26 protein-coding genes, 1 tRNA gene and 1 riboswitch are annotated in these 25,580 nt (G+C 55.9%); of the genes, 12 read left to right on the top strand and 15 right to left on the bottom strand.

The annotated features are described in order from the left end of the window. Positions 1-15: 15 nt before the first annotated feature. Positions 16-121: riboswitch (TPP riboswitch) on the top strand. Between the two features lie 106 nt (positions 122-227). From thiD to B5F17_RS08030, 9 genes are all read left to right on the top strand, one after another. Beyond that, positions 228-1,022: a bifunctional hydroxymethylpyrimidine kinase/phosphomethylpyrimidine kinase gene (gene thiD / locus B5F17_RS08070; protein WP_087372800.1), complete on the top strand. Its 795-nt coding sequence runs from the start codon at positions 228-230 to the stop codon at positions 1,020-1,022. A gap of 3 nt (positions 1,023-1,025) precedes the next feature. Next, positions 1,026-1,535 (top strand): energy coupling factor transporter S component ThiW, encoded by a 510-nt coding sequence (gene thiW / locus B5F17_RS08065; protein WP_087372797.1) that lies wholly within the window; start codon positions 1,026-1,028, stop codon positions 1,533-1,535. A gap of 21 nt (positions 1,536-1,556) precedes the next feature. Continuing rightward, positions 1,557-2,216, top strand: a complete 660-nt coding sequence (gene thiE / locus B5F17_RS08060; protein ID WP_087372795.1) for a thiamine phosphate synthase — start codon at positions 1,557-1,559, stop codon at positions 2,214-2,216. After that, the gene (gene tenA, locus B5F17_RS08055) at positions 2,203-2,865 is read left to right on the top strand and encodes a thiaminase II (protein ID WP_087372794.1); all 663 of its coding nucleotides are present in this window, start codon (positions 2,203-2,205) and stop codon (positions 2,863-2,865) included. Before thiE ends, tenA begins: the two co-directional genes overlap by 14 nt. 1 nt (position 2,866) lies before the next feature. Next, positions 2,867-3,622, top strand: coding sequence for an ABC transporter ATP-binding protein (locus B5F17_RS08050; protein ID WP_087372792.1), 756 nt, complete (start codon positions 2,867-2,869; stop codon positions 3,620-3,622). After that, on the top strand, positions 3,619-4,374 hold the full coding sequence (locus B5F17_RS08045) for an ABC transporter permease (RefSeq protein WP_087372787.1): 756 nt from the start codon (positions 3,619-3,621) through the stop codon (positions 4,372-4,374). The genes B5F17_RS08050 and B5F17_RS08045 overlap by 4 nt, the downstream gene beginning before the upstream one ends. Positions 4,375-4,401: 27 nt before the next feature. Next, on the top strand, positions 4,402-5,427 hold the full coding sequence (locus B5F17_RS08040) for an ABC transporter substrate-binding protein (RefSeq protein WP_087372784.1): 1,026 nt from the start codon (positions 4,402-4,404) through the stop codon (positions 5,425-5,427). Positions 5,428-5,574: 147 nt separating this feature from the next. Then, a complete protein-coding gene (locus B5F17_RS08035) occupies positions 5,575-6,405 on the top strand; it encodes a CAP domain-containing protein (RefSeq protein WP_087372781.1) in 831 nt (276 codons plus the stop codon). Between the two features lie 113 nt (positions 6,406-6,518). Continuing rightward, the gene (locus B5F17_RS08030; RefSeq protein WP_087372778.1) at positions 6,519-7,571 is read left to right on the top strand and encodes a stalk domain-containing protein; all 1,053 of its coding nucleotides are present in this window, start codon (positions 6,519-6,521) and stop codon (positions 7,569-7,571) included. Positions 7,572-7,870: 299 nt separating this feature from the next. On the opposite strand, the gene B5F17_RS08025 is transcribed toward B5F17_RS08030, so the two are convergent. Both B5F17_RS08025 and B5F17_RS08020 read right to left on the bottom strand, forming a co-directional pair. Beyond that, positions 7,871-8,638 (bottom strand): SDR family NAD(P)-dependent oxidoreductase, encoded by a 768-nt coding sequence (locus B5F17_RS08025; RefSeq protein WP_087372775.1) that lies wholly within the window; start codon positions 8,636-8,638, stop codon positions 7,871-7,873. Next, positions 8,635-8,799, bottom strand: coding sequence for a FeoB-associated Cys-rich membrane protein (locus B5F17_RS08020; RefSeq protein ID WP_016147826.1), 165 nt, complete (start codon positions 8,797-8,799; stop codon positions 8,635-8,637). The genes B5F17_RS08025 and B5F17_RS08020 overlap by 4 nt, the downstream gene beginning before the upstream one ends. Before the next feature lie 145 nt (positions 8,800-8,944). Between B5F17_RS08020 and rnr the strand changes: the two genes are divergently transcribed. Together rnr and B5F17_RS08010 are read left to right on the top strand one after the other, a co-directional pair. Beyond that, positions 8,945-11,038, top strand: coding sequence for a ribonuclease R (rnr, locus tag B5F17_RS08015; RefSeq protein WP_087372772.1), 2,094 nt, complete (start codon positions 8,945-8,947; stop codon positions 11,036-11,038). 6 nt (positions 11,039-11,044) lie between these two features. Beyond that, positions 11,045-11,887 carry a patatin-like phospholipase family protein gene (locus B5F17_RS08010; protein WP_087372769.1) on the top strand — a complete coding sequence of 281 codons (843 nt, stop codon included), beginning with the start codon at positions 11,045-11,047 and terminating at the stop codon, positions 11,885-11,887. 459 nt (positions 11,888-12,346) lie between these two features. Here B5F17_RS08010 and B5F17_RS08005 read toward each other — a convergent pair whose 3' ends face one another. The 4 genes from B5F17_RS08005 to B5F17_RS07990 are packed head-to-tail and all read right to left on the bottom strand — an operon-like array spanning position 12,347 to position 15,635. Then, positions 12,347-13,498: a sodium ion-translocating decarboxylase subunit beta gene (locus tag B5F17_RS08005; protein WP_087372766.1), complete on the bottom strand. Its 1,152-nt coding sequence runs from the start codon at positions 13,496-13,498 to the stop codon at positions 12,347-12,349. Positions 13,499-13,513: 15 nt separating this feature from the next. Continuing rightward, positions 13,514-13,894, bottom strand: a complete 381-nt coding sequence (locus tag B5F17_RS08000; RefSeq protein WP_087372763.1) for a biotin/lipoyl-containing protein — start codon at positions 13,892-13,894, stop codon at positions 13,514-13,516. A 19-nt stretch (positions 13,895-13,913) separates the two neighbouring features. Beyond that, positions 13,914-14,252, bottom strand: coding sequence for an OadG family transporter subunit (locus B5F17_RS07995; protein ID WP_087372760.1), 339 nt, complete (start codon positions 14,250-14,252; stop codon positions 13,914-13,916). Between the two features lie 3 nt (positions 14,253-14,255). Next, positions 14,256-15,635 carry a pyruvate carboxylase subunit B gene (locus tag B5F17_RS07990; protein ID WP_087372758.1) on the bottom strand — a complete coding sequence of 460 codons (1,380 nt, stop codon included), beginning with the start codon at positions 15,633-15,635 and terminating at the stop codon, positions 14,256-14,258. Between the two features lie 520 nt (positions 15,636-16,155). On the opposite strand from B5F17_RS07990, the gene B5F17_RS07985 reads away from it, so the two are divergent. Continuing rightward, positions 16,156-16,232 (top strand) — tRNA-Arg (locus B5F17_RS07985). Between the two features lie 186 nt (positions 16,233-16,418). On the opposite strand, the gene B5F17_RS07980 is transcribed toward B5F17_RS07985, so the two are convergent. From B5F17_RS07980 to B5F17_RS07940, 9 genes are all read right to left on the bottom strand, one after another. Next, entirely contained in the window at positions 16,419-17,813 is a 1,395-nt protein-coding gene (locus tag B5F17_RS07980; protein WP_206396711.1) for a site-specific integrase, read from the bottom strand. A 21-nt stretch (positions 17,814-17,834) separates the two neighbouring features. Next, positions 17,835-18,041 (bottom strand): helix-turn-helix domain-containing protein, encoded by a 207-nt coding sequence (locus tag B5F17_RS07975; RefSeq protein ID WP_087235316.1) that lies wholly within the window; start codon positions 18,039-18,041, stop codon positions 17,835-17,837. Positions 18,042-18,579: 538 nt separating this feature from the next. After that, positions 18,580-18,819: a helix-turn-helix domain-containing protein gene (locus B5F17_RS07970; RefSeq protein ID WP_087235315.1), complete on the bottom strand. Its 240-nt coding sequence runs from the start codon at positions 18,817-18,819 to the stop codon at positions 18,580-18,582. Beyond that, the gene (locus B5F17_RS07965; protein ID WP_087235319.1) at positions 18,804-19,238 is read right to left on the bottom strand and encodes an RNA polymerase sigma factor; all 435 of its coding nucleotides are present in this window, start codon (positions 19,236-19,238) and stop codon (positions 18,804-18,806) included. The genes B5F17_RS07970 and B5F17_RS07965 overlap by 16 nt, the downstream gene beginning before the upstream one ends. A gap of 516 nt (positions 19,239-19,754) precedes the next feature. Beyond that, positions 19,755-21,365, bottom strand: coding sequence for a hypothetical protein (locus B5F17_RS07960; protein ID WP_087372755.1), 1,611 nt, complete (start codon positions 21,363-21,365; stop codon positions 19,755-19,757). Next, positions 21,353-22,543 carry a hypothetical protein gene (locus B5F17_RS07955; RefSeq protein ID WP_087372752.1) on the bottom strand — a complete coding sequence of 397 codons (1,191 nt, stop codon included), beginning with the start codon at positions 22,541-22,543 and terminating at the stop codon, positions 21,353-21,355. The genes B5F17_RS07960 and B5F17_RS07955 overlap by 13 nt, the downstream gene beginning before the upstream one ends. Continuing rightward, a complete protein-coding gene (locus B5F17_RS07950) occupies positions 22,540-23,415 on the bottom strand; it encodes an ABC transporter ATP-binding protein (protein ID WP_407922589.1) in 876 nt (291 codons plus the stop codon). The genes B5F17_RS07955 and B5F17_RS07950 overlap by 4 nt, the downstream gene beginning before the upstream one ends. A 7-nt stretch (positions 23,416-23,422) precedes the next feature. Next, a complete protein-coding gene (locus B5F17_RS07945) occupies positions 23,423-24,562 on the bottom strand; it encodes a hypothetical protein (RefSeq protein WP_087372748.1) in 1,140 nt (379 codons plus the stop codon). A gap of 5 nt (positions 24,563-24,567) precedes the next feature. Further along, positions 24,568-25,563: a hypothetical protein gene (locus B5F17_RS07940; protein ID WP_087372745.1), complete on the bottom strand. Its 996-nt coding sequence runs from the start codon at positions 25,561-25,563 to the stop codon at positions 24,568-24,570. Between the last annotated feature and the right edge of the window lie 17 nt (positions 25,564-25,580).

The following is a 25,580-nucleotide window of genomic DNA, read 5'->3' as shown; positions in this document are numbered from 1 at the left end:
CAAACCGTGCTACAATAAAACATGCAAGGGAGCTTTTAGAAAAGCTGAGAGGAAAGCTGTGCGCTTTCGACCTTACCTGATTTGGATAATGCCAACGTAGGGATGCACAAGCGGTTTTTGCGCGCGTTCCGTGCGCAAAGCGCGGAATCAAACGAAATACCAAAGGGATGCCCTGTGTGGGGTATCCCTTTTTTCTATGCGTTCGGCAAATAAAGGGAGGAAATACCATGAAAAAAGTATTAACCATTGCGGGCTCGGACTGCTCGGGCGGTGCCGGTATTCAGGCCGACCTCAAGACCATGTCGGCGCACGGCGTATTCGCCATGAGCGTCATCGTCTCGGTCGTTGCTGAAAACACGGCGCGTGTCATCTCCATCGAGGACATCTCACCCAAGGTCATCGAAGACCAGATGGACGCGGTATTTGAGGACATCTTCCCCGATGCCGTCAAGGTCGGCATGCTGTCCACGCCGCCCTGCATGCAGGCAGTCGCACGCAAACTGCGCCAGTATCAGCCCCGTCATTTGGTCATTGACCCGGTCATGTACGCCAAAAACGGGGCTCCGCTGATGAATCCGGACGCAGTCGGTGCACTCATCGAGCACATCCTGCCCCTCGCCACCGTGCTCACGCCCAACATTCCCGAGGCCGAGTGCATCGCCAAAATGGAAATCCACTCGGTTGCCGATATGGAAGAGGCCGCACGCCGCATTCACGCGATGGGCTGCAAGAACGTACTGGTCAAGGGCGGTCACGCAGTCGGCAACGCACTCGACGTGCTCTACGACGGTCAGTCCTTCCACCACTTTGAAAACGAGCGCATTGACACCAAGAACACCCACGGCACCGGCTGCACGCTGTCCTCTGCCATCGCGTCCAATCTGGCACTCGGTCACGATGTGGTCAAGGCGGTCGGTCTGGCCAAGGACTACGTCACCGAGGGCATCCGCCACTCGCTCGCCATCGGCAAGGGCTGCGGTCCGCTCAACCACTTCCACGCGTTCTTTTCTGAGGAGGATTAAGCCATGAAATCGTCAAATTCTACCCGTAAACTGGCACTCGCCGGTCTGCTGACCGCTATCGCTGTTGTCGGCGGCATGTTCTCCATCCCGATCGGTGCAGCCAAGTGCTCGCCCGTGCAGCACATGGTCAACGTCCTCGCCGCCGTCCTGCTCGGCCCCTGGTACGCAGTCGGCTCGGCCTTTGTCACCTCGCTCATCCGCAACCTGATCGGCACCGGCAGCCTGCTGGCCTTCCCCGGTTCCATGGTCGGCGCTCTGCTCGCCGGTCTGCTCTACCAGCGCATCCAGCGCCTGCCTGCCGCCTTCGTCGGTGAAGTTTTCGGCACCGGTATTCTGGGTGCGATGCTGTCCTACCCCATCGCAGTCCTGCTCATGGGCAAGACCTCAGCGCTCTTCGCCTTCGTGCCCTCCTTCCTGCTCAACACGGTCGCCGGTTCCATCGTCGCCGTGCTCGTTATCTGCGCACTGGAGCGCACCAGCGTCCTCAAAACGCTGCGCGTCAGCCTGCGATAAGTCCAAAAGGAGCGTTTTCCCATGAAATTTGATGCAAAAATGCTGACGCTGTACGCGGTCACCGACCGTTCCTGGCTGCATGGCCGCACGCTGGCCGAAGTGGTCGAGGAAGTCATCTTAGGCGGTGCCACCATGGTACAGCTGCGCGAAAAAGACAAAACACCCGACGAAATCTTAGCCTCGGCGCGTGAGATCGCGCCCGTCTGCAAGAAATATGGCGTGCCGTTCATCATGAACGACTCTATTGAGCTTGCCCGTGCGGCAGGCGCGGACGGCGTGCATCTCGGCCAGAGCGACGTACCGGGTGACAACGTGCGCGAGCTGGCCGGTGACCTGATTCTGGGTCTGTCGGCCAACACGGTCGAGTCGGCCAAACGTGCGCAGGCGTTAGGGGCCGATTATCTGGGCGTAGGCGCGGTCTTCGGCACAACCACCAAGCACGACGCTCGTCATCTGTCCCCCGAAGCCCTGCGCGAAATCACCTCGGCAGTCGATGTGCCGGTGGTCGCTATCGGCGGCATCAGCGCGGACAACATCTTGCAGCTGACCGGCTGCGGCATGCAGGGCGCGGCAGTCGTCTCCGCACTGTTCGCACAGGAAGACCCCAGACAGGCCGCACGCGATCTGCGCGACAAGGCCGAACGCATGAGACAGGAGGATACAGACAATGAAAACAACTGAACGCATGCTGGCTGCGACCACCGACCTCTGGCAGGCCTACTACGACCATCCGTTCGTGCTGGGCATCCAGAACGGTGACCTCGACCACGAAAAATTCCGTTTTTACACCATTCAGGACTATTTATACCTGCTCGATTATGCCAAGGTGTTCGCCATCGGCATGAGCAAGACCGACGACCCGGATGTCATGCACGTCTTTGCCCAGTACATCTCGCAGATCATGGACTGCGAAATGAACATCCACGAGGGCTACATGGGTACGTTCGGCATCTCGCGCGAGGCGCTGCGTCAGGCGCAGCCCGCACTCGCCTGCCGTTCCTACACGTCCTACATGCTGGCCTGTGCGCAGGCCGGCGGCCCAGTCGAGGCACTGACCGCCATTCTGGCCTGCGCGGTCAGCTATGAGCACATCGCCCGCGAGATGGTGCGCCGCAAGCCCGACTGCCTGCACGATGCCTTCTACGGCGCGTGGGTGACCGGCTACGCCTCCGAGCGCTACGCACAGGAAAACGTCACGCTGTGCGAACTGGTCGACCGTCTGACCGCAGACTACACCGAGACCCAGACCCAAAAGCTCATCGATATTTTCCGCACCTGTGCGCGGTACGAGAAGGGATTCTGGGACATGGCCTGGAAGATGGAACAGTAAGATGCTGGAATTTCGTCATGTGACCTTTCAGTATGAGGTCGAGGACTTCAACATCATCGATGACCTGTCCTTCCACATTGCTCCCGGTGAGTTTGTATCCATCATCGGCGCGTCCGGCTGCGGAAAATCCACCATTTTCCGCCTGACAAACCAGCTCCTGCCCATGAAATCGGGTGAGATCCTAGTCGGCGGCAAGGATATCCACGCGCAGAAGCGCTACTGCGGCTACATGCCGCAAAAAGACCTGCTCTTCCCCTGGCGCACGGTCGGGCAAAACCTGCGCCTGCCGCTCGAGATTCGCGGCGGTCTGTCAAATGCCGAAATAGAAGCCCGGGTGGACGCTGCGCTTGCACAGGTCGGTCTGGCAGACGCCAAGGACAAAGCGCCGAGCGAGCTGTCGGGCGGTATGCGCCAGCGCGCGGCCTTTGCACGCACGGTGCTGACCGACTCCGAGCTCCTGCTGCTCGACGAACCGTTCTCGGCACTCGACTTTCTGACCCGTATTTCCATGCAGGAATGGCTGCTCGGACAGTGGGAAGCCGACCGCAAGACCGTGCTGTTCATCACCCACGATGTCGAGGAGGCCATCTTTCTGTCCAGCCGCGTGCTGGTCGTCGAGGAGACCCCCATCCGCCGCCTGACCTCCATCGAAGTTCCCGCCGGTTATCCGCGCACACGCGCCTGTCTGCGTGACCCGCACATGATCGAACTGCGCGAACAGCTCATCGATCTGCTCAGAAAGCGGGGTGTCCAATGAAAACCACCTGTAAAAATCAGCTTCCCGCACTCATCGTGGTCTTTGCCCTGCTGATTCTGTGGCAAATGGGCGCGATGCACATGAATGCGGCCTACATTCTGCCCTCTCCGACCCAGATCTTGCAGAAATTGTGGGAACTGCGCGTCCCGCTCTTCACCGCTCACCTACCTGCCACCATGCAGGTAACCGTCATCGGTCTGGCCATCTCCATCGTCTTTGGTCTGGCGCTGGCTATCCTGATGGACGCATATCCCGCGGTCTCGCGTGCCATCTACCCCATCGTCATCACCTCCCAGACCATCCCCACCACCGCCCTTGCTCCGCTCTTTGTGTTGTGGTTCGGCTACTCTATCTGGAGCAAGGTGCTCGTGACCGTGCTCATCACCTTTTTCCCCATCACCATCACGGTCTATGACGGTCTGCGCTCGGTGCGCGTGGAGATGATCGAGCTGCTCGAGACCTACGGCGCAAGCCGCGCCCAGATTTTCCGCAAGCTCAAGTTGCCCGCCACCCTGCCCTATTTCTTCTCCGCTCTCAAAATGGCCGTGCCCATGTCCATCGTGGGCGCGGCGATCGGTGAATGGCTGGGCGCACAGGCCGGTCTGGGCTACTTCAGCCGCCGCATGATCACCCAGCTCGACGGCGCGGGTGTCTTTGCTCCCATCGTCGTGCTGTCGGCGGTCGCCATCCTGCTCGTCTCCATACTCGCCCTGATCGAAAAAAAAGTCGTGCATTGGCGGGGCGAACAATAATAAAATCTATTGAAAGAAGGCTTTCCCATGAACATCAAACGTATGCTCGCCGCTGGTCTGGCGGCCACGCTGCTCGCGCTCACCGGCTGCGGCAGCACATCCACCTCGTCTGACGCGCAGACCGACACGCAGTCGGCTGATAGTCTCAAAACGGTCAATGTCGTGCTCGACTGGTACCCCAACGCCGTCCACTGCTTCCTGTACAACGCCATCGAAAAGGGATATTACGCCGAGGAAGGTCTGGACGTGCAGCTCCAGTTCCCGGCCAACGGAAACGATGCCCTGTCTCTGGTCGCTGCCGGTCAGGCACAGCTCGGCATCTACTATCCCATGTACGTCATCGAAGCACGCGCCGAACAAAATGTCCCGGTCAAGTCCATCGGTGCGGTCTGTCAGGAACAGCTGAGCGTCGTGCTGTCGCTCAAAGAGGAAAACATTACCTCGGCTGCCGACTTCACCGGCAAAACCATCGGCTACGGCGGTTCTCCCCTGTCTGAAGCGCTGGCAAAGACCATGATGGAAAACGCCGGAGTCGATCCGTCCACAGTCACCATGACCGATGTCGGCATGGACCTGATGAGTTCCATGACCACCGGCCGGGTGGACGTGACGCTGGGCTGCATGCTCAACCACGAAGTACCCCAGCTCGAAGAAGAGGGCTTTGAGGTCAACTACTTCAAAATGTCCGACTACGGCGTGCCCGCCGACTATGAACTGGTCTTTGTCTCCAACGACGATACCATCGAAAACGATCCCGAACTGCTCCGCGCCTTCCTGCGTGCCAGCAAAAAGGGCTTCGAGGACATGAAAAACGACCCTGACGGCTCGCTCGACCTGCTGCTCAGCCGCCAGAACGCCGAAAACTTCCCGCTGACCCGCTCGGTCGAGGAACAGTCCATGTCCATCCTGCTGCCTGCCATGGAGCACGAAGACGCTCCCTTCCTCAGTCAGGACCCTGCGGTCTGGCAGAACGACATCGACTGGCTGACCGAAAACGGTATGATCCACAATGCAGTCGCGGTCGACGACGTGATGGTCGACCTGGGCGCATAAGCCTCCCGCCTGCCGGAATGCTCCGGCAGGCGTTTTTTTATCCCCACCAATCGACCGTTTTTTCCGTATTGCGCACACGCCTAAACGCCCTTATAATGAAGACAGCGAAACCCCCGCTTTGTCCATCTTACGAGGAGGTAATCTTGCATGAAACGCACTCTGTGTTCCGCTCTGGCCTGCCTGATGCTGCTGCCGACTTCGGCGCTCGCCGTGCAGGCAACACCCAACCACCAGCCCATCGTCCGCAATGGACAGGAAGTCTCGCTGGCGGGCTACGAGATCGATGGCTATACCTATTTTAAGCTGCGCGACGTTGCCACCATCCTGAATGGCACCGAAAGTCAGTTTTCGGTCGACTACGATGGCACAGGCATTTCTCTCATGACCGGTCAGCCCTACACCCGCGTGCAGGGCGATCTGGCACCCATTCCGGACGGCACGGTCGCCGAGACCGCGCTCATCTCCCTGCCGCTGACCGTGAACGGTCAGTCGGTCACGCTCACAGCCTGCGAGGTCGGCGGCTTTAACTATCTCAAACTGCGCGATCTGGGCGAAGCGCTGAACTTCCCGGTCGATTACGATGAATCGACCCACACGATTTTACTCGGTGCGCATGCGATGCCGGCCGAGGCGGTTCTGGAACTCGTAAATAAAGCACGCGCCGCGCAGGGCGTGGACGCGCTGACGCTCGATCCCGATCTGTGCAAGGCGGCTGCTATCCGCGCCGAAGAACTGGGCACCTACTTCTCGCACGATCGTCCGGACGGGACCTCTTGCTTTACCGTTTTTGAGGAAGTCGGGATCAAATCTTACCACGCCGCAGGCGAAAACATCGCCAGCCGCTACGCCGACGCAAACGCGGTCATGAACGGCTGGATGAACTCTCCCGGCCATCGCGCAAACATCCTGAGCGAGGATTATTCCCGCATCGGTATCGCCCGCTCGGGCAGCGCCTGGGTCCAGCTGTTTTTGGACTGACAAAAATTTTTGTAAAATCAGGGAACCTTTCCGAATGCACGCCGTCTAATCTATCAGAAACCAAGAAATTCACCCCCTGATGCCCCACCGGGGCAACGAAAGGAGAACCTAATATGATGTTTTTGAAGAGAACCGCAGCTGCCATTCTGGGTGGCGCGATCCTGTGCTCGGGCGCTGCATTCGCCGCAAATGTAAACACCGTTTCTGCTGAGCAGCCGGTTGCTGATACCGCTGTGAGCACCGACGTGACCGCACAGGAGACCCCGGCAGTTATGGCTGAGCGCAACCTGTACTACGGCAAGATCACCGAGATCACCCGCGACGAGCAGACCGGCGCAGTCACCAGCCTGCTGATGGAGTCCGAGAAGTACGGCGCGTACGTCTTCCACCTCGACGAGAGCACCCTGCTGCTCGACAGCGGTGCAGGCATCCGCACGACTGCGGACAAGCTGGCAGTCGGTGACGGTATCTACGTCTTCCACAGCCCCATCGCTACCATGAGCATTCCGCCTCAGAGCTTTGCCGAGGCCATCGTGACCAATATGCCGCAGGATGCAGGCTGTGCCATGCTGCACACGGTCGAGGCGGTCAAGAAGAATGAGGACGGCAGCGTGACTGTCACCACCGACCGCGGCGGTCTGCAGCTGACCATCGCCAAGGATGCCGTATACGGCGACTTCAACGGCCGTCAGATCATGGGCGCGGACGATCTGCGCGTCGGCACCCGCATCTTCGCATGGTATAACGGGGTTGAGCAGTCCTATCCGGCACAGGCAACCACCAACCATGTTGCAGTTGCACCGGCAAAGGCACAGGAGAACATGACCATCTCGGTCGACGGCACCGCACTTGAAGTGACCGCAAAGATCGAGAACGGTACGCTGATGGTTCCGGCCAGCGCTGCCGGCAAGGCACTCGGCCTGACCGCGTCCTACGAGAAGACCGCCGAGGGCGAGAAGGTTACCCTGAAGAACGACAAGACCACCATGGTCATGGACATCGGCTCGGATTCCTACCTGGTAGAAGGTGATATGGTTCTGAGCTACGGTGCAGCAACCGTCATTGAAGACGGTGTCACCTGGATGCCCGCACAGGCTCTGGCCGATCTGGCAGATGCCGATCTGTCGCTCGCAACCGGCGCTGTTGCATTCACCACCGCAAAGTAAACACCTCTCATGGAGACGCTCGTCCTGATACGGGCGTCTCTTTTTTTGCACAAAAAAAGAACCGGAGAAGTCCGGTTAGAGTCGTCGCAAAACTGCGGTTTTTCGACGATCAGACGTCCGCCGCGCAAAGCGCTCTGGACGAAGAATGCCCGAAACCGCGCATAAATGAGCGTTTCCGGGCATTTTGCTGTGTAAAAAGTCACGCGCATGTCGCGACTTTTTACCAGATTTTATACGCGCCACAGGCGCAGGCAATTTTTTTGCACAAAAAGAACCGGACAAGTCCGGTTCTTTTTCATTTACTTTTTGCGCTTGCGGCTGATTTTGTTGTGCTGAATGTGGTATGTAATTCGCGGCATCAGCCAATCGGGTGCCAGACGGTGGGCTGCCAAGGTGGCTTTCATGCCCAAGCCGGGAATGATGACCGCATGACCGCGCAGCATGTCGCGCACTGCGATCTTGGCGCATGTCTTGGCATCCATGCCCGGCAGCGCGAACTTGACTTCGGCCACGTCGTTGAACTCGGTCTTGACCGGTCCCGGACAGAGCACCGAAATCTGCACGGCGCTGCCCTCCCGCCGCAGTTCCTCACGGATGGCCTCGGTCAGGCGCAGCACATAGCTTTTGGTCGCGTAATAGGTCGCCATAAGCGGTCCGGCCATAAATCCGGCAGACGAGGCGACGTTCAGGATATAGCCGCGATTTTTGAGTCGGAAATCGTGCAGGAACAGCTTGGTCAGGATGTGCACCGCAACGATGTTGGTGCGGATCATCTCCAGATCACGGTCGAGCGAAGTCGCTGCGAACGAGCCGCACATGCCAAAGCCTGCGTTGTTGACCACGATCTCCAAGTCCTCGCTGCGTGCGCGGCAGTAAAGCATCTTGCACTGCTCTGCGTCCGACAGGTCGGCTTCAATAATACGGCATTTTACGGTCAGCTCGCGCGAGAGCGCCTCCAGACGGTCTCTGCGCCGTGCGACCAATATCAGTTCATAGCCCCGTGCGGCCAGCTCTCGGGCGATCTCCTGCCCGATACCAGACGAGGCACCTGTAATCAGTGCTTTCACTTGTCTTCCTCCTTCCGATCACGGGACGGGCAGGCGCTGCTGCACCCGCTGCATCCACCGCAGCCGCCACAACCGCCGCCCTGCTTTCTCTGGGCGCGGATGATCTGCCAGGCCAGCAGCGCAAGCGCCGCGATCACACCCAGCACCATATAATCTATCATGGCTTATGCCCTCGTTTCTTTCAGATTGCTTTCATCATAGCGCATTTTGCGCCAATGGTCAATTCGTCTTTCTGTCCAATTATTCTTTTATTTTACCCGGTCGGTGTTATAATAGTAATAAACATAGACAAAGGAGGGGCGCGTTATGAACGAACTCGAGACCAGGCTCTACGCCCTGCTCGCTCGTCCCATGCGGGCGGAAGAACTCAAAAAATATTTGCCCGCCTATTCCAAGCAGCAGATCCGACAGGCACTCGACCAGCTGACAAACGAGGGTAAGATCCTCAAAAACAAGAAGAATCGCTATGCCCATGCCGAGCATTACGGCTGTCTGACCGGCGTGTTCCAGGCCACCGAGCGCGGATACGGCTTTGTGACACCCGAAACACCCGACGAAAACGGGGATGTCTTTATTCCGCCCTATGCCACCGGCAAGGCGTGGCAGGGTGACCGGGTACTTGTCCACCTGACCGACTCGCCCCGCGGCCATAAGCGTGAGGGCGAAGTCATGCGCATCCTGTCCCTGTGCACCGACGAGGTCACGGGTACGGTCATGCAGCGCGGCAAGACGGTCTTTGTCCGTCCGGCCTCCAAAAAATATCCCGACCTCATCATCCCCAAGAACCGTACCCTTGACGCCCGCTCGGGCGACCGTGTGGCCGTCAAAGTCATGTTCCGCGGTGACGGACGACTTTCCGCACAGGGTGCAATCACCCAGATTTTCGGCCGCAACGGCACCATGGAGGCATCCATTGCCGCCATTCTGCACGAAAACGGCATCACCGTTCCCTTCCCGGACGAGGTACTGCGGCAGGCCGATGCCTGCGGCGATACCGTAGACCCGGCAGAGGCGGCACGCCGCATGGATTTGCGCGAAAAGCTCATTTTCACCATCGACGGCGACGACGCCCGCGACTTTGACGATGCCGTATCGTTAGAGCCGATGGAAAACGGTCACATGCTGCTCGGTGTGCACATCGCTGATGTGTCCCATTATGTCACTCCGGGTTCCCCGCTCGACGACGAGGCCTACCGACGCGGTACGTCGGTCTACTATCCCGGCCACGTCGTGCCCATGCTGCCCGTTGCCCTGTCGAACGGCATCTGTTCTTTGAATCCCGATGTCGACCGTCTGGCGTTCTCGGCCTTTCTCGAGGTCGACAAGGACGGCAGGTGTCATAAATCCCAGTTTGCCAAGACGGTCATTCGCTCCAAAGCGCGCATGACCTACCGTAAGATGAACGAAATCTTTGATGGAAACGAGGAACGCCGTGCCGAGTACGCCTTCTTGACCGAGACTGCAGACCGCATGCACGCGCTATCGCAGGCCATGCGCCGCAGACGCATGGAGCGCGGCGCGCTCGACCTCGATCTGCCCGAAGCCGAGATCTTGACCGACGAGAGCGGTGAACCGGTCGAGGTGTCCTTCCGCGCACGCGGCGATGCGGAAAAGATGATCGAGGAATTCATGCTCGCAGCCAACGAGGCGGTTGCCGCCTATATGACCCATCGGAACAATCCGACCGTCTACCGCGTCCACGAGAGCCCTGACCCGGAAAAACTGCGCGTATTTGCTCAGTTTGCCCGGCCGTTCGGCTATCGTGTGGATGCATCCAAGCCAAACGACACCGCACAGCTGCAAGCCGTGCTGGACGGTGCCAAGGACGATCCCCGTCAGCGTGCCCTGCCTACCCTGCTGCTGCGCTCGCTCGCACGCGCACGGTATGATGCCGAATGTCTGGGACATTACGGCTTGCAGGCCAAGGAATACCTGCATTTCACCTCGCCCATCCGCCGCTATCCCGATTTGGTTGCACATCGTATGCTGTTTAAGGCTATCTCCGGCCAACAGTACACCAAATCCGACTGGGTATTCTGCGAAGAGGCGGCTTCCCAGTCCACAACCCGCGAATTTGCAGCCGACACCGCCGAGCGCGACATCGACAAGCTGTATCTGGCCGCCTATATGGAACAGTTCATCGGTCAGGACTTCGACGGCGAAGTCTCCGGCGTGACCTCCTTCGGCCTGTTCGTCTCGCTGAAAAATGCGGTCGAGGGCCTTATCCGTGTGGAAGATCTGCCGGGTGACGACTACGAATTCGACGACCAGAAAATGATGCTCATTGGCCGACGCTCGCGGGTACGCTACACGATGGGCACGCCCATGCGTGTCCGCCTGACCGCCGCATCCCGCGTCACCGGTCTGATCGATTTTATCCCTGCCCCAGAAAGGAACTGACCCCAAATGCCCGGACTCATCTTGGAGGGCGGCACCTTCCGCCCGATTTTCTCCAGCGGCGTCATGGATGCGCTGCTCGATCATGACCTTATGTTTGACTACGTGATCGGCGTCTCTGCCGGTATCACCGACGGCTTCTCTTATGTCTCCCGCCAGCGCGGGCGCAATCTGGAGGTTGCCCGCCGCTTCCGCAACGACAAGCGCTATCTGTCCCCCGCAAATCTGCTCAAATGCCGCTCAATCTTCGGTTTGGATTTCGTCTTTGACACCATTCCAAACGAGCTTCTCCCCTTCGACTGGGATACCTTCCGTGCCTATCAGGGCAAGATTTTAGTCGGTGTGACCAACGCCGAGACCGGTCAGTGTGAGTACCTGGACGGCAAGGATTTGGATGAAAAGTGCACCATGCTGCGTGCCACCTGCTCGCTGCCGGTCTACTTCCCACCTGCTCGCATTGGCAATAAAATCTACTACGATGGCGGTATCTCGGATTCCATCCCCATCCGCAAGGCGATTTCCGACGGAAACCGGAAAAATCTGATCGTCCTGACCCAGCCCAAAGGTTATCGGAAGAAAATCAAACGCCGTGACCACGCTGCCGCAGCGGCATTACACCGTAAATTCCCGGCAATGGCCGAAGCGATTTTGAATCGACCCAAGATGTATAACGATACCGTGTGCTTTTGCGAGCATCTGGTGCAGTATCAGCCGCAGAATACCGTGTTATTGCAGCCGGAAACGCCGATCAATTCGTTTGAATCCGATGTGGAGAAATTGGTCGCGGCGTATGAGGAAGGATATCGACTGGCGGAAGAACGAATGGATGAGATCCGAAAGCTGTTCGATTAACCACCGCACCCATAATGAAGCTTTCGCTCAAGCCTTTCGAGAAAGGCTTGAGCGAAAGGCTTGCGGAGTCTTGAGGCAGAGCCTCAAGTCGCGTCCCGCAGCCCGTAGGCCACTATCCTTATTCCCGCGCTGTGCGCGGATTAAATGAGTGTGACGCGAAACTCCCCCTTTGATTCCGGTCACAGACCGGAATCAACCAAAATAAAAAAATAATCGCTCGCCGCAGCGAGCGAAATACTCTGCGGCCAGAGAGCCGCTCATAGGAAAGACCGTCCATTCGGACGGTCTTTCCCTTTTGTTTGTTTTGATTGAAACCCGGGACGGACACCGGGTTTCAAAAGGGGATTCCGCGCTCTGCGGAGCGCGTCTCAGGGCTCTGCCCTGAGAACCCGCAGCCTTTCGAGAAAGGCTGGCGAAAGCTTTATTTCGCCTGCGGGCGGGATTGGTGCGGTGCTAAGATTAGCCGCCGAACACCTTAATCATAAAGCCAGCAGCGATAGCCGAGCCAATAACGCCTGCGACATTCGGGCCCATTGCATGCATGAGCAGGAAGTTCGCCGGGTTTGCCTTCTGGCCTTCAACCTGTGACACACGCGCTGCCATCGGGACAGCCGACACGCCAGCCGAGCCAATCAGCGGATTGATCTTACCGCCGGACAGCTTATACATGACCTTACCGAACAGCAGACCGCCGACAGTCGACAGCATGAACGCCAGCAGACCCAGAATGATGATCTTGATGGTATCCCAAGTCAGGAAGGTGGAGGCAGTTGCCTTACAGCCGACCGACAGACCCAGGAATACGGTAACGATATTGACCATCGCATTCTGTGCGGTATCCGACAGGCGATCGGTCACGCCGCACTCACGGAACAGATTGCCCAGCATCAGCATACCGATCAGCGGTGCAGTCTCGGGCAGCAGCAGGATGACAAAGATCGAAACCACGATCGGGAATACAATCTTCTCGGTCTTGGAAACCGGGCGCAGCTGCTCCATCTTGACTTCACGCTCTTTTTGCGTGGTCAGTGCACGCATGAGCGGCGGCTGAATGAGCGGAATGAGTGCCATGTACGAATATGCCGCGATAGCAATCGGCGGCAGATACTCGGGTGCCAGCTTGGACGCGGTCAGGATGGCCGTCGGGCCGTCCGCGCCGCCGATAACACCGATGGCTGCTGCAACCTTATCCGGGAATCCCAGTGCCAGCGCCAACAGGAATGCCGAGAAGATGCCAAACTGTGCGGCAGCGCCGAGCAGCATGGACGACGGACGTGCGATCAGCGGGCCGAAGTCGGTCATTGCGCCGATTCCAAGGAAGATAATGGACGGATAGACCGCATACTGAACGCCCTGATAGAACACCCAGAACAGGCCGACGTTGCCGTTTCCATCGGGTGGGTTGAGCAGTCCGGTGAGCGGAAAGTTCGCCATCAGCACGCCAAACGCGATCGGCACGAGCAGAAGCGGCTCAAATTTCTTGACAATACCCAGATACAGCAGGACACACGCAATCAAAATCATTACAAGGCTGCGCGGATCGTCCGCAAAGGCTGCAAATCCGGACTCTACCAGGATTTTTTGCAGCGTTCCAATGAAGGAGAATTCCATACCATGTATCCCCCTTTATGCCAGCGTGCACAGCGTCATACCGGTCTCGACCGGGCTGGCCTTGGACACACAAACCGCCGTAACCGTGCCGTCGCGCGGCGCGCAGATCTCGTTTTCCATCTTCATCGCTTCCAGAATAAACAGAATCTCGCCTGCCTTGACAGCCTGACCAGCCTGACATCTGATATCCAGAATGGTGCCCGGCATGGGCGCTGCGACGACCTCGCCCTTGCCCGCCGGTGCAGTAGCTGCCGGAGCGGCGGCAGGTGCAGCCGGTGCCTTGGGTGCGGGTGCAGCCTGGACCGGTGCGGCTTCGCCAGCGTATACAGCGGTCGCCTGACCGCGTTCTACTTCTACTTCATATTTTTTTCCGTTTAAGGTGACTACATATTTCATGGTGACGCTTCCCCCTGTGTCAAAGTGCCTTGATCTTCTTAAAAATCAGTTCCGAGAGCGGAATGCCGGTCTCATGGCTGACAATCGCCATAATGCAGGCTGCGGTCTTTTCGTCCACGTCGATCAGCATGACCTCACCGCCATACGTGCCGCCCGCGGATTCGGGTGCGGCTTGCGGCGCGGGTGCTGCCGGTGCTGCAGGCTTCGCCGGCGCTGCTTTTCTTCCGCGGCTCTCAACCATCTGCACACAGCGTGAGATGAGCGGAATAAACGCACACAGCACCGCCAGCATGATAAAGACGATGACAATACCTGAAATGGCAATCAGGAAGGATTCACCAGTCAGATTTCCCAGCATGGCTTATCGCACCTCCTCGATGGTGTACGAGGTCACCAGTGCACGCCTGCGCTCACGCTCCTCGAAATACTGCTCGGCAGGCTGCGGGAATACAATATAGGACAATACATCCAGATCGCTCTCGGCAAGGTCTCCCAGCGCAGCCTTGGCTGCCGGGAATTCCGGCTCCAGCGTCTCGGCATAGCGTCCGGTCACCATCGGCTGATCGCCCAGCACCTTTCGAATCAGTTCGGGATTGATCTCACCCGGCGCCTTGCCATACTCACCGTGAATATACGCCTTGATTTCCTTGCCAATATTCTTATAGCGCTCACCCAGCAGCACATTCACAGTTGCCTGTACACCGACCATCTGGCTCATCGGAGTGACAAGCGGCGGGTAACCCAAGTCAGCGCGCACGCGCGGTGTCTCCTCCAGCACAGCTTCCAGCTTATCAATCGCGTTCTGCGCCTTGAGCTGTGCCACCAGATTGGACAACATGCCGCCCGGAATCTGATAAACCAGCGCATCGGTCTTGGTAGACAAGACATAGGGGTCAAACGTGCCGTTTTCCAAGAACTTCTTCTGAATCGGCTCGAAGTAATCGTTGACTTCCTTCAAAATCTTGCTGTCTACACCGCAGTCATAGCCCATCTGGGACAGCGTGTAGACCATCGCCTCGGTCGTCGGCTGGCTGGTACCACCCGAGAAGCAAGCCGTCGCCGTATCGATACCGTCAGCACCCGCTTCGGCCGCCTTGAGGTAAGTCATCGGTCCAAGGCCAGTTGTCGTATGGGTATGTACGAAAACAGGCAGCGATACCGCCTGCTTGAGTGCGGTGACCAGATCGAAGCATTCCTTCGGACTCATAATGCCGGCCATATCCTTGACGCACAGTGACTGACAGCCCATGCGCTCGATCTCCTTGGCCAAGCCCACATACATCTCCAGATTATGGATCGGAGAAATCGTGTAACAGATCGTGCCCTGCGCGTGTCCGCCCGCTTCCAGGCAGGCCTCCACCGCAGTCTGAATATTGCGCAGGTCGTTAAGCGCATCAAAAATACGCACGATGTCCATGCCGTTCTCAACCGATGCACGCACGAACCGACGCACGGTATCATCTGAATAGTGACGATATCCCAGCAGGTTCTGTCCGCGCAGCAGCATTTGCAGCTTGGTATTTTTCATGTGCTTCTTAATAATCCGCAAGCGCTCCCACGGATCTTCATGCAGATAACGCAGGCAGGCATCAAAGGTCGCACCGCCCCAACACTCGATCGAATGGTAACCCGCCTGATCCATGCGGTCTAAAATACCCTCAAAGTCAGATGTCGGCATGCGGGTCGCCATCAGCGATTGCTCGGCGTCACGCAGCACGGTCTCTGTAATCTTCATTTTCATGGTGAATCGTCACATCCTTTGCCGTTCTCTCCGCAAGATTCTATGCAAATCTCACTTAATTTTATCATAGCACAATCCCGCGCAAAGTAAACCTTTTTATGCAGCTCTGCCAGAAAAAAGATTGTTTCTTTCTATTACATTATGGATATCGCTGTAACTTTTCTCTTCTCTGTTGACTTTCTGCCCCAAATGCGCTATGATAATGAGACTGCGTACAATCGCTCTATACAGATTATTTTTCGTAACACGACACTTTTTTGCGGGATACATCGCCGGTATCCAAAGTTGCTGTTATAACCTCTGTATCTTGCGGTAACCAAACTTATTTTTATAGGTCTCTGTAGCTCAGTTGGATAGAGCGGTCGCCTCCTAAAAATCGAATCGTTCGAATCCTGGAGCCCTGCAAAATTGAATATTTTCTGTATAAGCCCCCGTAGCTCAGTTGGATAGAGCGGTCGCCTCCTAAGCGGCAGTTCGTTCGAATCCGTTTGGGCGGGAAAATTGAATAATTTTGCTATACGTCTCAGTAGCTCAGTTGGATAGAGCACGCGCCTCCTAAGCGCGGGGCCGGAGGTTCGAGTCCTCTCTGGGACGCCAAAAACTCCGCTGCAAGCCGTTTTTCGCCGGTTTGCAGCGTTTTTTATTTCACTTCTCCCGGCTCACCGCTCGTTTGAGACCGGGAGAATTTTATGCGCTGCAATGTATATCCTGCTAAGAAGAATCGAACGGTTTCCACGGCTCTGCTAAGAAAAATTGCATCCGTGCTAATTTGATTTTTCAGGCTCACTTGCCGCTGGGTGCCGCCGAGAGCAGCGCGGCCAGGGTATTTGCCAGTTCCGGCGACTGCCGCAGCTGCTCCACCAGGGCCTCCAAATCCAGTGTTGCCGGCGCCTGTTCTTTGGGTTCCTCCGGGGGATGTACCTCCCGAAGATTGGGGTTGGCGTAGAAGGCGCTCTCAAACTTCTGAGCGTTGATCTTACGATCCTCGTCCAAGATGTGGGCATACACGCTGGTAATCATGTCGATCTCCGCATGGCCCGTGTCGCCCTGGGTGGCCTTCAGGTCGCCGTGGTTCAGTTTCAGCTTGTAGGTGGTACTGGAATGGCGGAGGGAATGAAAGACCACTCTGGGCAGCCCCGCCTTTTCCCGCAGCTTTTCAAACTCCTTCAGGATGATACGATCCTCACAGGGCCGGCCATTGGGCAGCGCCACCACCAGGTCGAAGTTCTGGTACTCGTCACCGAGAAACGACCGAAGCTCATCCTGGGCTTTTTTCCACTCCCGCAGGATGTAGGCCAGGGTCTTGGGCAGCCACACCTTGCGGATACTGGAATCCGTCTTGGGCTTTTTCAAGATGACTCTGGTGCTGGTGTTGGGGAACAGCGGCGGGAACACATGGTAGACGTCCTTCTGCCCCAGCATCTCAATGGCCCGCTTGGAGGCCCGCGTCAGCTCCTTGTCGATATAGACATAGGCGTTGTCATCAGCAATATCCTCGTCGGAGATATGGACATTGTTCCAGGTCAGCCCCAGGATCTCACCCATCCGCAGAGAGCAGGCAAAGGACAGGTTCATAGCCACATAGAGCTTGCTGTCCGTACACTTGTCCAGGGCGGTGCGGATCATATCAGCGGTCCAGATGTCCCGCTTCTTATACTCCGTCTTGGGCAGGATCACATTTTCAAAGGGGTTCTTGGAAATCAGCTCCCACCGCACCGCCTGCTTGAACGCGCAGCGCAGAAGTTTGATGATCTTCTCAATGGTGGAATTGGTCACAAAGTCCGTCTTTGCGTGATGGGTCCTGGTATTCACCGCAGGGGTTTTCTGCAAAGTCTGGATGTACTTGTCCACCACTCGCGGGGTGACCTCCTGCACCTTCAGATTTCCGATAATGGGGTTGATGTAGTTGGCGATCAGCGAGTTTTGGCTGTCGTACATGGACACGCCCCACTTCTTTTCTCCGTAGAGGGAAACAAAGTCCAAAAGAAACTCCGCAATGGTCTGATTGCTGAGCGGGAGGAAGGTCCCCGTGAACTGCTGGTTCTCCACCTCCGCCTTGCGCTTCAATGCGTCCTGGTAGGAGGTGCGGGTCTCCCACTTCTGCCGGGTCTCACCGTTCTCGTCCGTGTAATTGTAAACAATGGAGTAGTTCTTTTTCCGTTTGATGATCGATGCCATAACGATACTTCCTTTCTGATGTCATAGGTCAAGTGACTCCAGCCACTCATCGAATGACCGCTTGGAAATTCGTATGGCGTTACCGATTCGTACGATTTTGAAGTGTCCTTCCTTTACGAGAAGATATGCGGAAGTCCGGCCAATGCCCAGGATATGGGCAATGTCCTCAACCGTATAGGTTCTTCTCTCCGGGGACTCCTTCTTCGTACCGTTCCATGCTTGCGACATGGCAGCCCCCTTTCTAAATCGGAAACGGCACGAATAAGAATGGCTCATAATTTACCCATTCTCATTTTACCGCGCCGTTTTGTGTTTGTCTGCTGCTAATCGAAAAGTTTACGAATTATCCGTAAACGAAAAACAACAGGCTTTATTCAAAAATGAAAGAGGCAGAAAACGGATGGCTGCTGGCCGCAGCTCCACGGGAATCTCACCCCGGCCCATGCTGATGGGTGCGCCGCGCAATGCTTTGAGGGCGTTCAACGCGGGAGTCTCATTATCCTGTCTGCGCGTCCTCGCCCACAGGTTGCCACACCTGTTTTGCGGCCTGGTGTTCATCGCTCTCCTGTTTGGTAGGGGTCCCGTCCTGCGGACTTGCAACAGGGTCATGGCGCACCGGCCGACCGGCTCGGCGCAGACAGATCGTATCCGTCTGCCTTATACTGCGCCGGAGGCCTCCCGCCGGGCTTTCTTTGTCAAAGAGCTATGTACTCCTCTGCCGGATTGCCAGAGCAAGGAAAGGGAGAGAAACTTGCCCCGAACAATTTTAGACCGGCAGCACCTTGAAACTCGTCACGATGCTATGGATCAGCTTCGTTTCCAGCCTGAGCCGCATATCTTCATCCACATACAGGTACTCATTCCCATACTCGTCCTTCACCGGTCGGGTGGCAAGAGCTCGGATGTACTTCTGATAGTGAGCGACCACGGCGGCAAGGGCGTTCTCGTCGCCGCTTACGGCTGCCAGGATCACCGGCACCGGAATCGGCTTTACTTGTCCGGCCATTCAAATCCCTCCTTCATCAGATACTCGCGCAATTCTTTCAGTGTAACGAGCCGCCGCTTGGATACGGTCTGATGGACGATGTTCAGCTTCTCACTGATCTCACGGTCCGTCATTTCCAGGAAGTAGGACAGCAGGATGACATCCCGCTTGCCCTCCGGCAGCTGCGCCAAGGCATCAGCCAGAAGATCGCCGGTCACGACTACCGGGAGCCCCAGCACTTCAAAGACATGTTCGCTCATAAAGTGCTTGTCCCACACGGCCGTCTGCTCCAGTTCAGAAGTTGTCAGCTCATCCAGGGATTTTTCCTGGGATTGGAGACTGGCAAGCTCGCGCTGGATGTACCGGGCCTCATTCTTCAAAACCTTGACACAGAAAGCGCCAAACTGATTTTGAATACGCTGCTCATAGGAGTCTTTCATTTTCTCACCTCCCTTCGCGCCGCACGGGTGCGGGGTGGTGATCTCCTCCCTTTCGCCTCAGTAATGCAAGGCTTGCGATTTTGGCAACCGCGAGCGGGAAGAAATTTTTATGAAAGGCTCCGCTGTATGGCGAAGGCTCGCATAAACAACAAAAAGCGCCTGTCTGCAAAACGCAGACAGGCGCAAATGAACTATTAAACGCTTTTATGTAATCATACAGTTCATACTCATGAGCAAAATGTGCCCCGGTGGTGACCGGGCTTTTTTTGAAAGGTTAGGGGGATGGAAAAGGAAAAAGGACACGGCGATACCTCCCGGACACCGCCGTATCCTTAAAAAAGGGCGACTTTAATACACCCCCCGTATTCTCATTTTTTGAAAACGGCGGCCTTGATGTATTCAAAACCGCCATCTGTTAGACATAAAATGGGCATGGAAAATAGTCTGCCAAGCAGCGGTTTTTTTCTTTTCTGCCGCCGGCAGATTTTTTATATTTGGGATATAGGTTAATTAGTATCAGATAACACTCATATACTCCAAGCTATGCATTCCTTCTACATTGGGGACAACCACTGTCTCCCATCCTGTCCAGCGGAATACCTTATAAAGCCGTCCGCCTTGCAGATAGTAGATGTAACTCCCGTCTACGACAAAGGATGTAATGGAGCCTACATCTTCCAGCAGTTCATCCACCGTCGGTTCATAGTCAAGCAGCCCCCAAAAGGTCGCCGTGTTATCAGCGCCGGTGCTGAAGTAAAGCCGTGTAGAGAAATCCTTGAAGTTGATTCGGTAAATCTGAAAGCCATCCCCCACCGCGCCGCTGGAGACATAATAACAGGCATCCTCGTCAACATAGATGCTGGAGATAGCCCCGGATTGTCCAAAGGGATCACGGGTCAGCAGGATGGCCTCGCCTGTGGCCTTGCTGGTCGCGGTGATGGTGTTCTCCACCATATCAAGCTCTACTGTGTAGGTGCTGTTTTCTCCCTCGGACGCATCGGCCAGAAAATCATGCGTAATCTCACTGGAATTGCTGTGCCCGCAGCCAGTCAATGAAATGGTCATGCAGAGTATGAGCACCGCTGTCAGGAGCGGGCGGGCAGAAATGGCCTTCCGCCTGCCGACATAAAATCTGAGACAAAGCCACACCAGCAGACATACGATAGCCAAGAACAGGACTATCAAAAAGCCGAACTGCTCCGGTGTGATGCCCGGAAAGGTTACTATATCAATCAAGTTCCAGTCCTCGTCATATCCAACTTCTGTAAGTGTCCCCCACACATAGCCGGTTCCGGCCAGCAGACCCGCCGGGAGCGGAAGGACATATTTGAGAAAGCTACCGCCGATCAAATGTGGCAGAATAGAAACCGCGATGCCGGAAAATGTAGTCAGCACCGTCTGCCGGAACAGGATGGAGAGAAGGGCAATCAGGATAGCAAACCAAGCAGCCCCCAAGCACCTGGACAAGACTACAATCCCATACGCCTGCCCAACGGAAATATAGTAGGGAGAATTTTCAAAAAAGGACAGGCTTTGCAGCGGATAGGATGCTCCATCCAGACCAACCGACAAGGCGACAACGACAAACTGTACCAACTGGAACAAAGCCGTTGCCAGAATTGCCAGAGCCGCCAATGAGCCCAATTTGATCCCAGCCAACCGCCCCCGGCCGTTTCTGCAAGAGCGGAGGATCTGCGCCATCCCGCACTGGTACTCCCCGCAGAACACCGGAACACAGAGCGCCAGCAGAAATAGTAACAGGATTACATTCACGCCATCGTGGGTCAGCAATGTGTCCCATCCCCTCTCATCCATGAGAAAACGATGAGCGGGGTCCTCTTTTGCGTAGTAATACTGGTTGTAGATGGTTAAAAAGGCGGCCTTCCTGCCATCATCGGAGCGGGTGGCTTCTGCGTACTCCGCCTCCATCTCCCGCGCCTTCTCCTCTGTGATCTCACCTTGCCAGCGTTCCATGTAGGTCAGGTAGGTATCTTCGTTCCGATCAATCACATAACTGCTGTCGTAGCCGCTACCGACGCAAAAGACTGCATAAGCCGCCAGAGCAATCAGAAGAAGTAAAAGCCCTTTATGATGAAATAATATCTTCTTTAATTCTACTTGCAGCATGATTTCCTCCTGATTGCTATGACCAGCAGACACGCGATTACAACTTGAACGATCAGAACCACGAAAAGTCGGAGCAGATATATCCCGCTGATGCTCACCCCGGACAGGCTTTCCAGCAGTTTACTGCCGCTGGTCAAGGTGAATGGGCTGATACAAGCGAGGACCTGTTTCCACCACACGGGGGAGAGCGCCCAGCCAGCGCAGTAGTTCAATGCCACGCCAAGCCCCAATCCCATCAGGCATGGATAGAGTGATTTTTGGAAACAGGCGGACAGGAGAATCAGCAAGAGTGCTGTCACACTGAAACCGATGGCCTTCAACCCGCAAATCAATCCATAGAATAGCAAAATCGAGCCGGAGAATGGAGTATATTGATAACTTTCGATGGCATAGAGCGGGCTACCCCAGCCATCAAAACCGCACAAAAGCCCAAATACCAGGAGGTTTAACAGGGCGAACAGGATTGTCAGTATCCATGCAAATATCACTCCAGCGCCGCATTTGGAAATAAGCAGAGGCCATCTGCCTCGTTTGCAGGAGGATAGGATCAGGGTCATCCCATTTTCTCTCTCCCGTGTGAATGTGGGCGCTACCGCCAAAATGAGTAAAAGCAGAATCAGCAGATCGGAAAAGTCATAGGACAGCAGGGCCTCCCAGCCGTCATACAGATAAAACGCAGGAATCGTTCGGCCTGCATAGTGATGGAGAATATAGGCATTTTCTGCCGCTCCCGCTGTGTTACCGCTCTCTTGATAGAAAGTCATATTTTCTTTCGCCTGGGCCAGAATCTCCTCCATATCAGAGGAATACTTGACACTGTACTCCATGTGGGGATAGAAGTAACTGTGGAGCAGATAGTAGTCGCCAAAGATATAGCCGCTGTAAGTCCCCTCCTGCGGCTCCCGGCTATATGTTCCATCTGCCGTCAAAGCGTCCAGCCGCTGGTACTCTGACGTGAGGAAGCGTACGATTTCCTCTGTAATGGGGCCTTTGATCCGCTCATAGATGGTGTCGTAGCCTGCCTGCATTCCGCTTGTATTGGCCGCAACGGGCCGTATCTCTCCGGCGTGATAGTCTGCAATGATTTTGACCGTATTCAGACACAAGAATAGCGCCAGCGCAATCAGCGTATAGCGCCGCAGGATGCCTTTTCTGGCCTCCAAATAGAGAAAGCTCATATCTGTCCCTCACTTGGCTGGAAAAAGGTGTGCAGGAACACGTCGTCCAGATTTGGGGATACAGTCTTTGCGCCTCGGAGCGGTTTCCCATCATCCACAATGCGCAGCAGATAGGAGCCATCCTGCTGCTTGATATTGCTCACGCAGTAGGTGTCCACCATCAGAGCCATATCCGCCTCGTTGACCGACACCTCCCACACCTTTCCCTGGATGCTCTGCTCCAGTTCCCTGGGCGTACCCTGCATGACCAATGTACCCCTCCGAAGCAGGAGGATTTCTTTGGCGATATATTCCACATCGGAAACAATATGGGTAGCTAAAAGGATGATGCGCCCCTTGGCCAGACGGGAAATGAGATTGCGGAAACGGATTCGCTCACCAGGGTCAAGGCCCGCCGTTGGCTCGTCCAGCACCAGCAGTTTGGGGTCGTTCAGAATAGCCTGGGCGATCCCCAGCCGCTGCCGCATCCCACCGGACAGCGCCCCGATCCGCTTGCTGCGGTTTTCCTCCAGGTTGACGAAAACCAGGGCCGCGTCGATGCTCTCTTTTGCGTTCGCTACCCCTTTTACTTGACACATATAGTCCAAAAATTCCTGTACGGTAAAATTTGCATAGAACTGAGGGTACTGGGGCATATAACCAATCCGGTCGAAGTAGCGCCCGCCCATCTGGACGGTGTTTTCACCGTCCAGATGGATCACGCCGCTGCTGGCAGGCAGTATTCCAATCAAAATGTTGATCAGTGTCGTTTTTCCAGCCCCATTTGGCCCCAGCAGACCGTAAACGCCTTCTGTCAGAGTAGCGGATACATTTTGGAGCGCGGGATATTTTCCATAAAATTTTGTGATGCTTTCAAGTTCCAGTTTCATCATGTATTCCTCACGGAAGGTCAACCGCTTGTGAGAGGGCATAGCCGTCATCCGTGCCCAAAGCTGCATAGGCGGAATGGCCGATGACCCAAATCTCATAGGGCTTGCAGTTTGCATCCATCGTATAGGTTTCATCCGCAACTTTCGTGCCATCGCTGACCTGATAAGCCCGCAGAGTACCGCTTGGGCTGTCCCCACCCGCACAGGTCACAATATACTGGCCGTCTGCGGATACGGCGGCGATCCCGCTTTCATCTCCGCTCTCCACACTGATTACTTTTCCCTGCTGCTGGGCTAAGTCCAAAAAGAGAACGGAGCCGGTCTGCTTTGCGCCTCCCATGCTGGCAGGCAGAATCGTATCGGAAACAGCGGCATATTCTCCGTTTACAGAGAGCATGGAACCGGAAAAGCCCTCAGCAGAAAAAACAGCGGCGGTGTTGCTGCTCAGATCAATCGAGCCATAGGCCGTGGTATTTTCCTGCCCGTCCAGGCTTCCGAAAAAGGCCAAATAGTCTCCGCTGCCGCTGTACCCGACTGCCTCAAAATAAACGGTTTCGCTCATGGCCGGAGTGATTTCCGTCAGTTCCTGTGTATCAAAGGTATATTGATAGAGGCTGGGCCCTTCCGCATATACAAGGTTTTTCCCATCCGGCGCAGCAGCAAAGACAGAGCCCCAAAGCCCATTTACCAATGTCTCGTCCGTCAATTCATAGCTATCCACCAGATTAAGGCTTTGATCGAACAGCCAGTAATACAGTGTCTCCGCAGAACTGTCGCCGGAGATCACCGTGACCCCGCCGGTATCCTGCACATCCGCCGCTGCCTGACTGGACAGCATGACGATGGCTCCCTGGCTGATCTTGTCTGTCAGCAGGGGCGTTTGGGCGGCGTCAAAAACATAGGTGGCTGTTACTTCGCTGGTAGATAAATCGGTCAGTTTCAGCTCATTGGTGGTATAATCGTACTCCGGCGAGAGAAAATTGGCTCCGCTGCCGGCTGTCTGTTCCGCCGATTCGTCAGGAACCTGTTGGGTGTTCGCTGAGGGATCGCTGGACGGATTTCCGGTGCTTGCCGCCGGTTCGTTGCCTCCGCAGGCGGAAAGCAGAGAAAGACTGAGTGCAAGCGCAAGCAAAATACTGATTCTTTTCATGTTCGTCAAACCTCCCCGTTGACCAAAAGTACAGATGCTGTCTTAACTGGATTGTTGATTTCAAGTTCCCCATCTTCCGGGGTAACGGCAATAGCATAGACCGTGTTCAGCGTACCAAGTGCAGAGGTATCAATCTGGAATGTGGCTTCTACCATCTGGTTTTTCACCGTCCGAACAGAGAGATAGTCCGCTCCATTGAGTTGGACAGGCTGATGGTTGATAAACAGAGTGATATTGAACTCCGCCTCCGGCCCGCCGTAGAGCTGCACAGTGATTGTCGCTGTTTTCCCATCTGCCTGAATGTAATTTCCATCTTCTACACCCAGGGACAGGGTGGCCGTTGTGTCCAGGCTATCGGTGGCCCCCCATGCGGCCAGAGTATCTAATATGTCCTGCGGCAGATCCACCACATTGTAGTCCGTACCGGCTGCTGCCAATGTCTGCGCGGGGGCGTCTGTTGCAAAAGAAATCTGGCGGGATGTGGTTGCAGATTCCTGGTGGTGGAAGCCATAACGCGGATTATCGGGCCCCTCTGCTATAAAACTGGGCTCCAGAATGGTGACAGCCATAACAGGGACGGTTTCTCCTGTTTTGCCGGTCACGGGCTGGAATACCATGTCGAAATTCTCCTGCTGTTCATAATCCAGGTTAAAGACCTGCATATAGCTTTCCTCAAGCTCCGTACCATCCTCATAGACTGCGGAATAGGGCTGGGCCACCCCATCCACAAACAAGAGGACGCCGATCTCTGTGGTCTTTCCAGAAGAAGCGCCAGTTATGGAGAACGGAATTTCCAAGGGCTCACCATCGTAGGTATAAACCGTGTCCATCGGGTCTTGCAGACCAAATTCCGCAGAGCCCATCTCATTGTCCGCTGGTTCTTCCTCAAAATAGGCGTCCAGGTTGTCCGATTCGTCCGTGGCTGGGTCGCTGGTCTGCGGCGCGCTACACCCAGCCAGCAAACATACAAGTGCCAATGAAATAAAAAGAAATCTGTGCATAAAAATACTCTCCTTAT

This window comes from Butyricicoccus pullicaecorum, assembly GCF_002160355.1.
Taxonomy (GTDB): Bacteria; Bacillota; Clostridia; order Oscillospirales; family Butyricicoccaceae; genus Butyricicoccus; species Butyricicoccus pullicaecorum.
The sequence above is the reverse complement of the archived record's forward strand: the minus strand, read 5'-3'. Positions and strand labels throughout refer to the sequence as shown.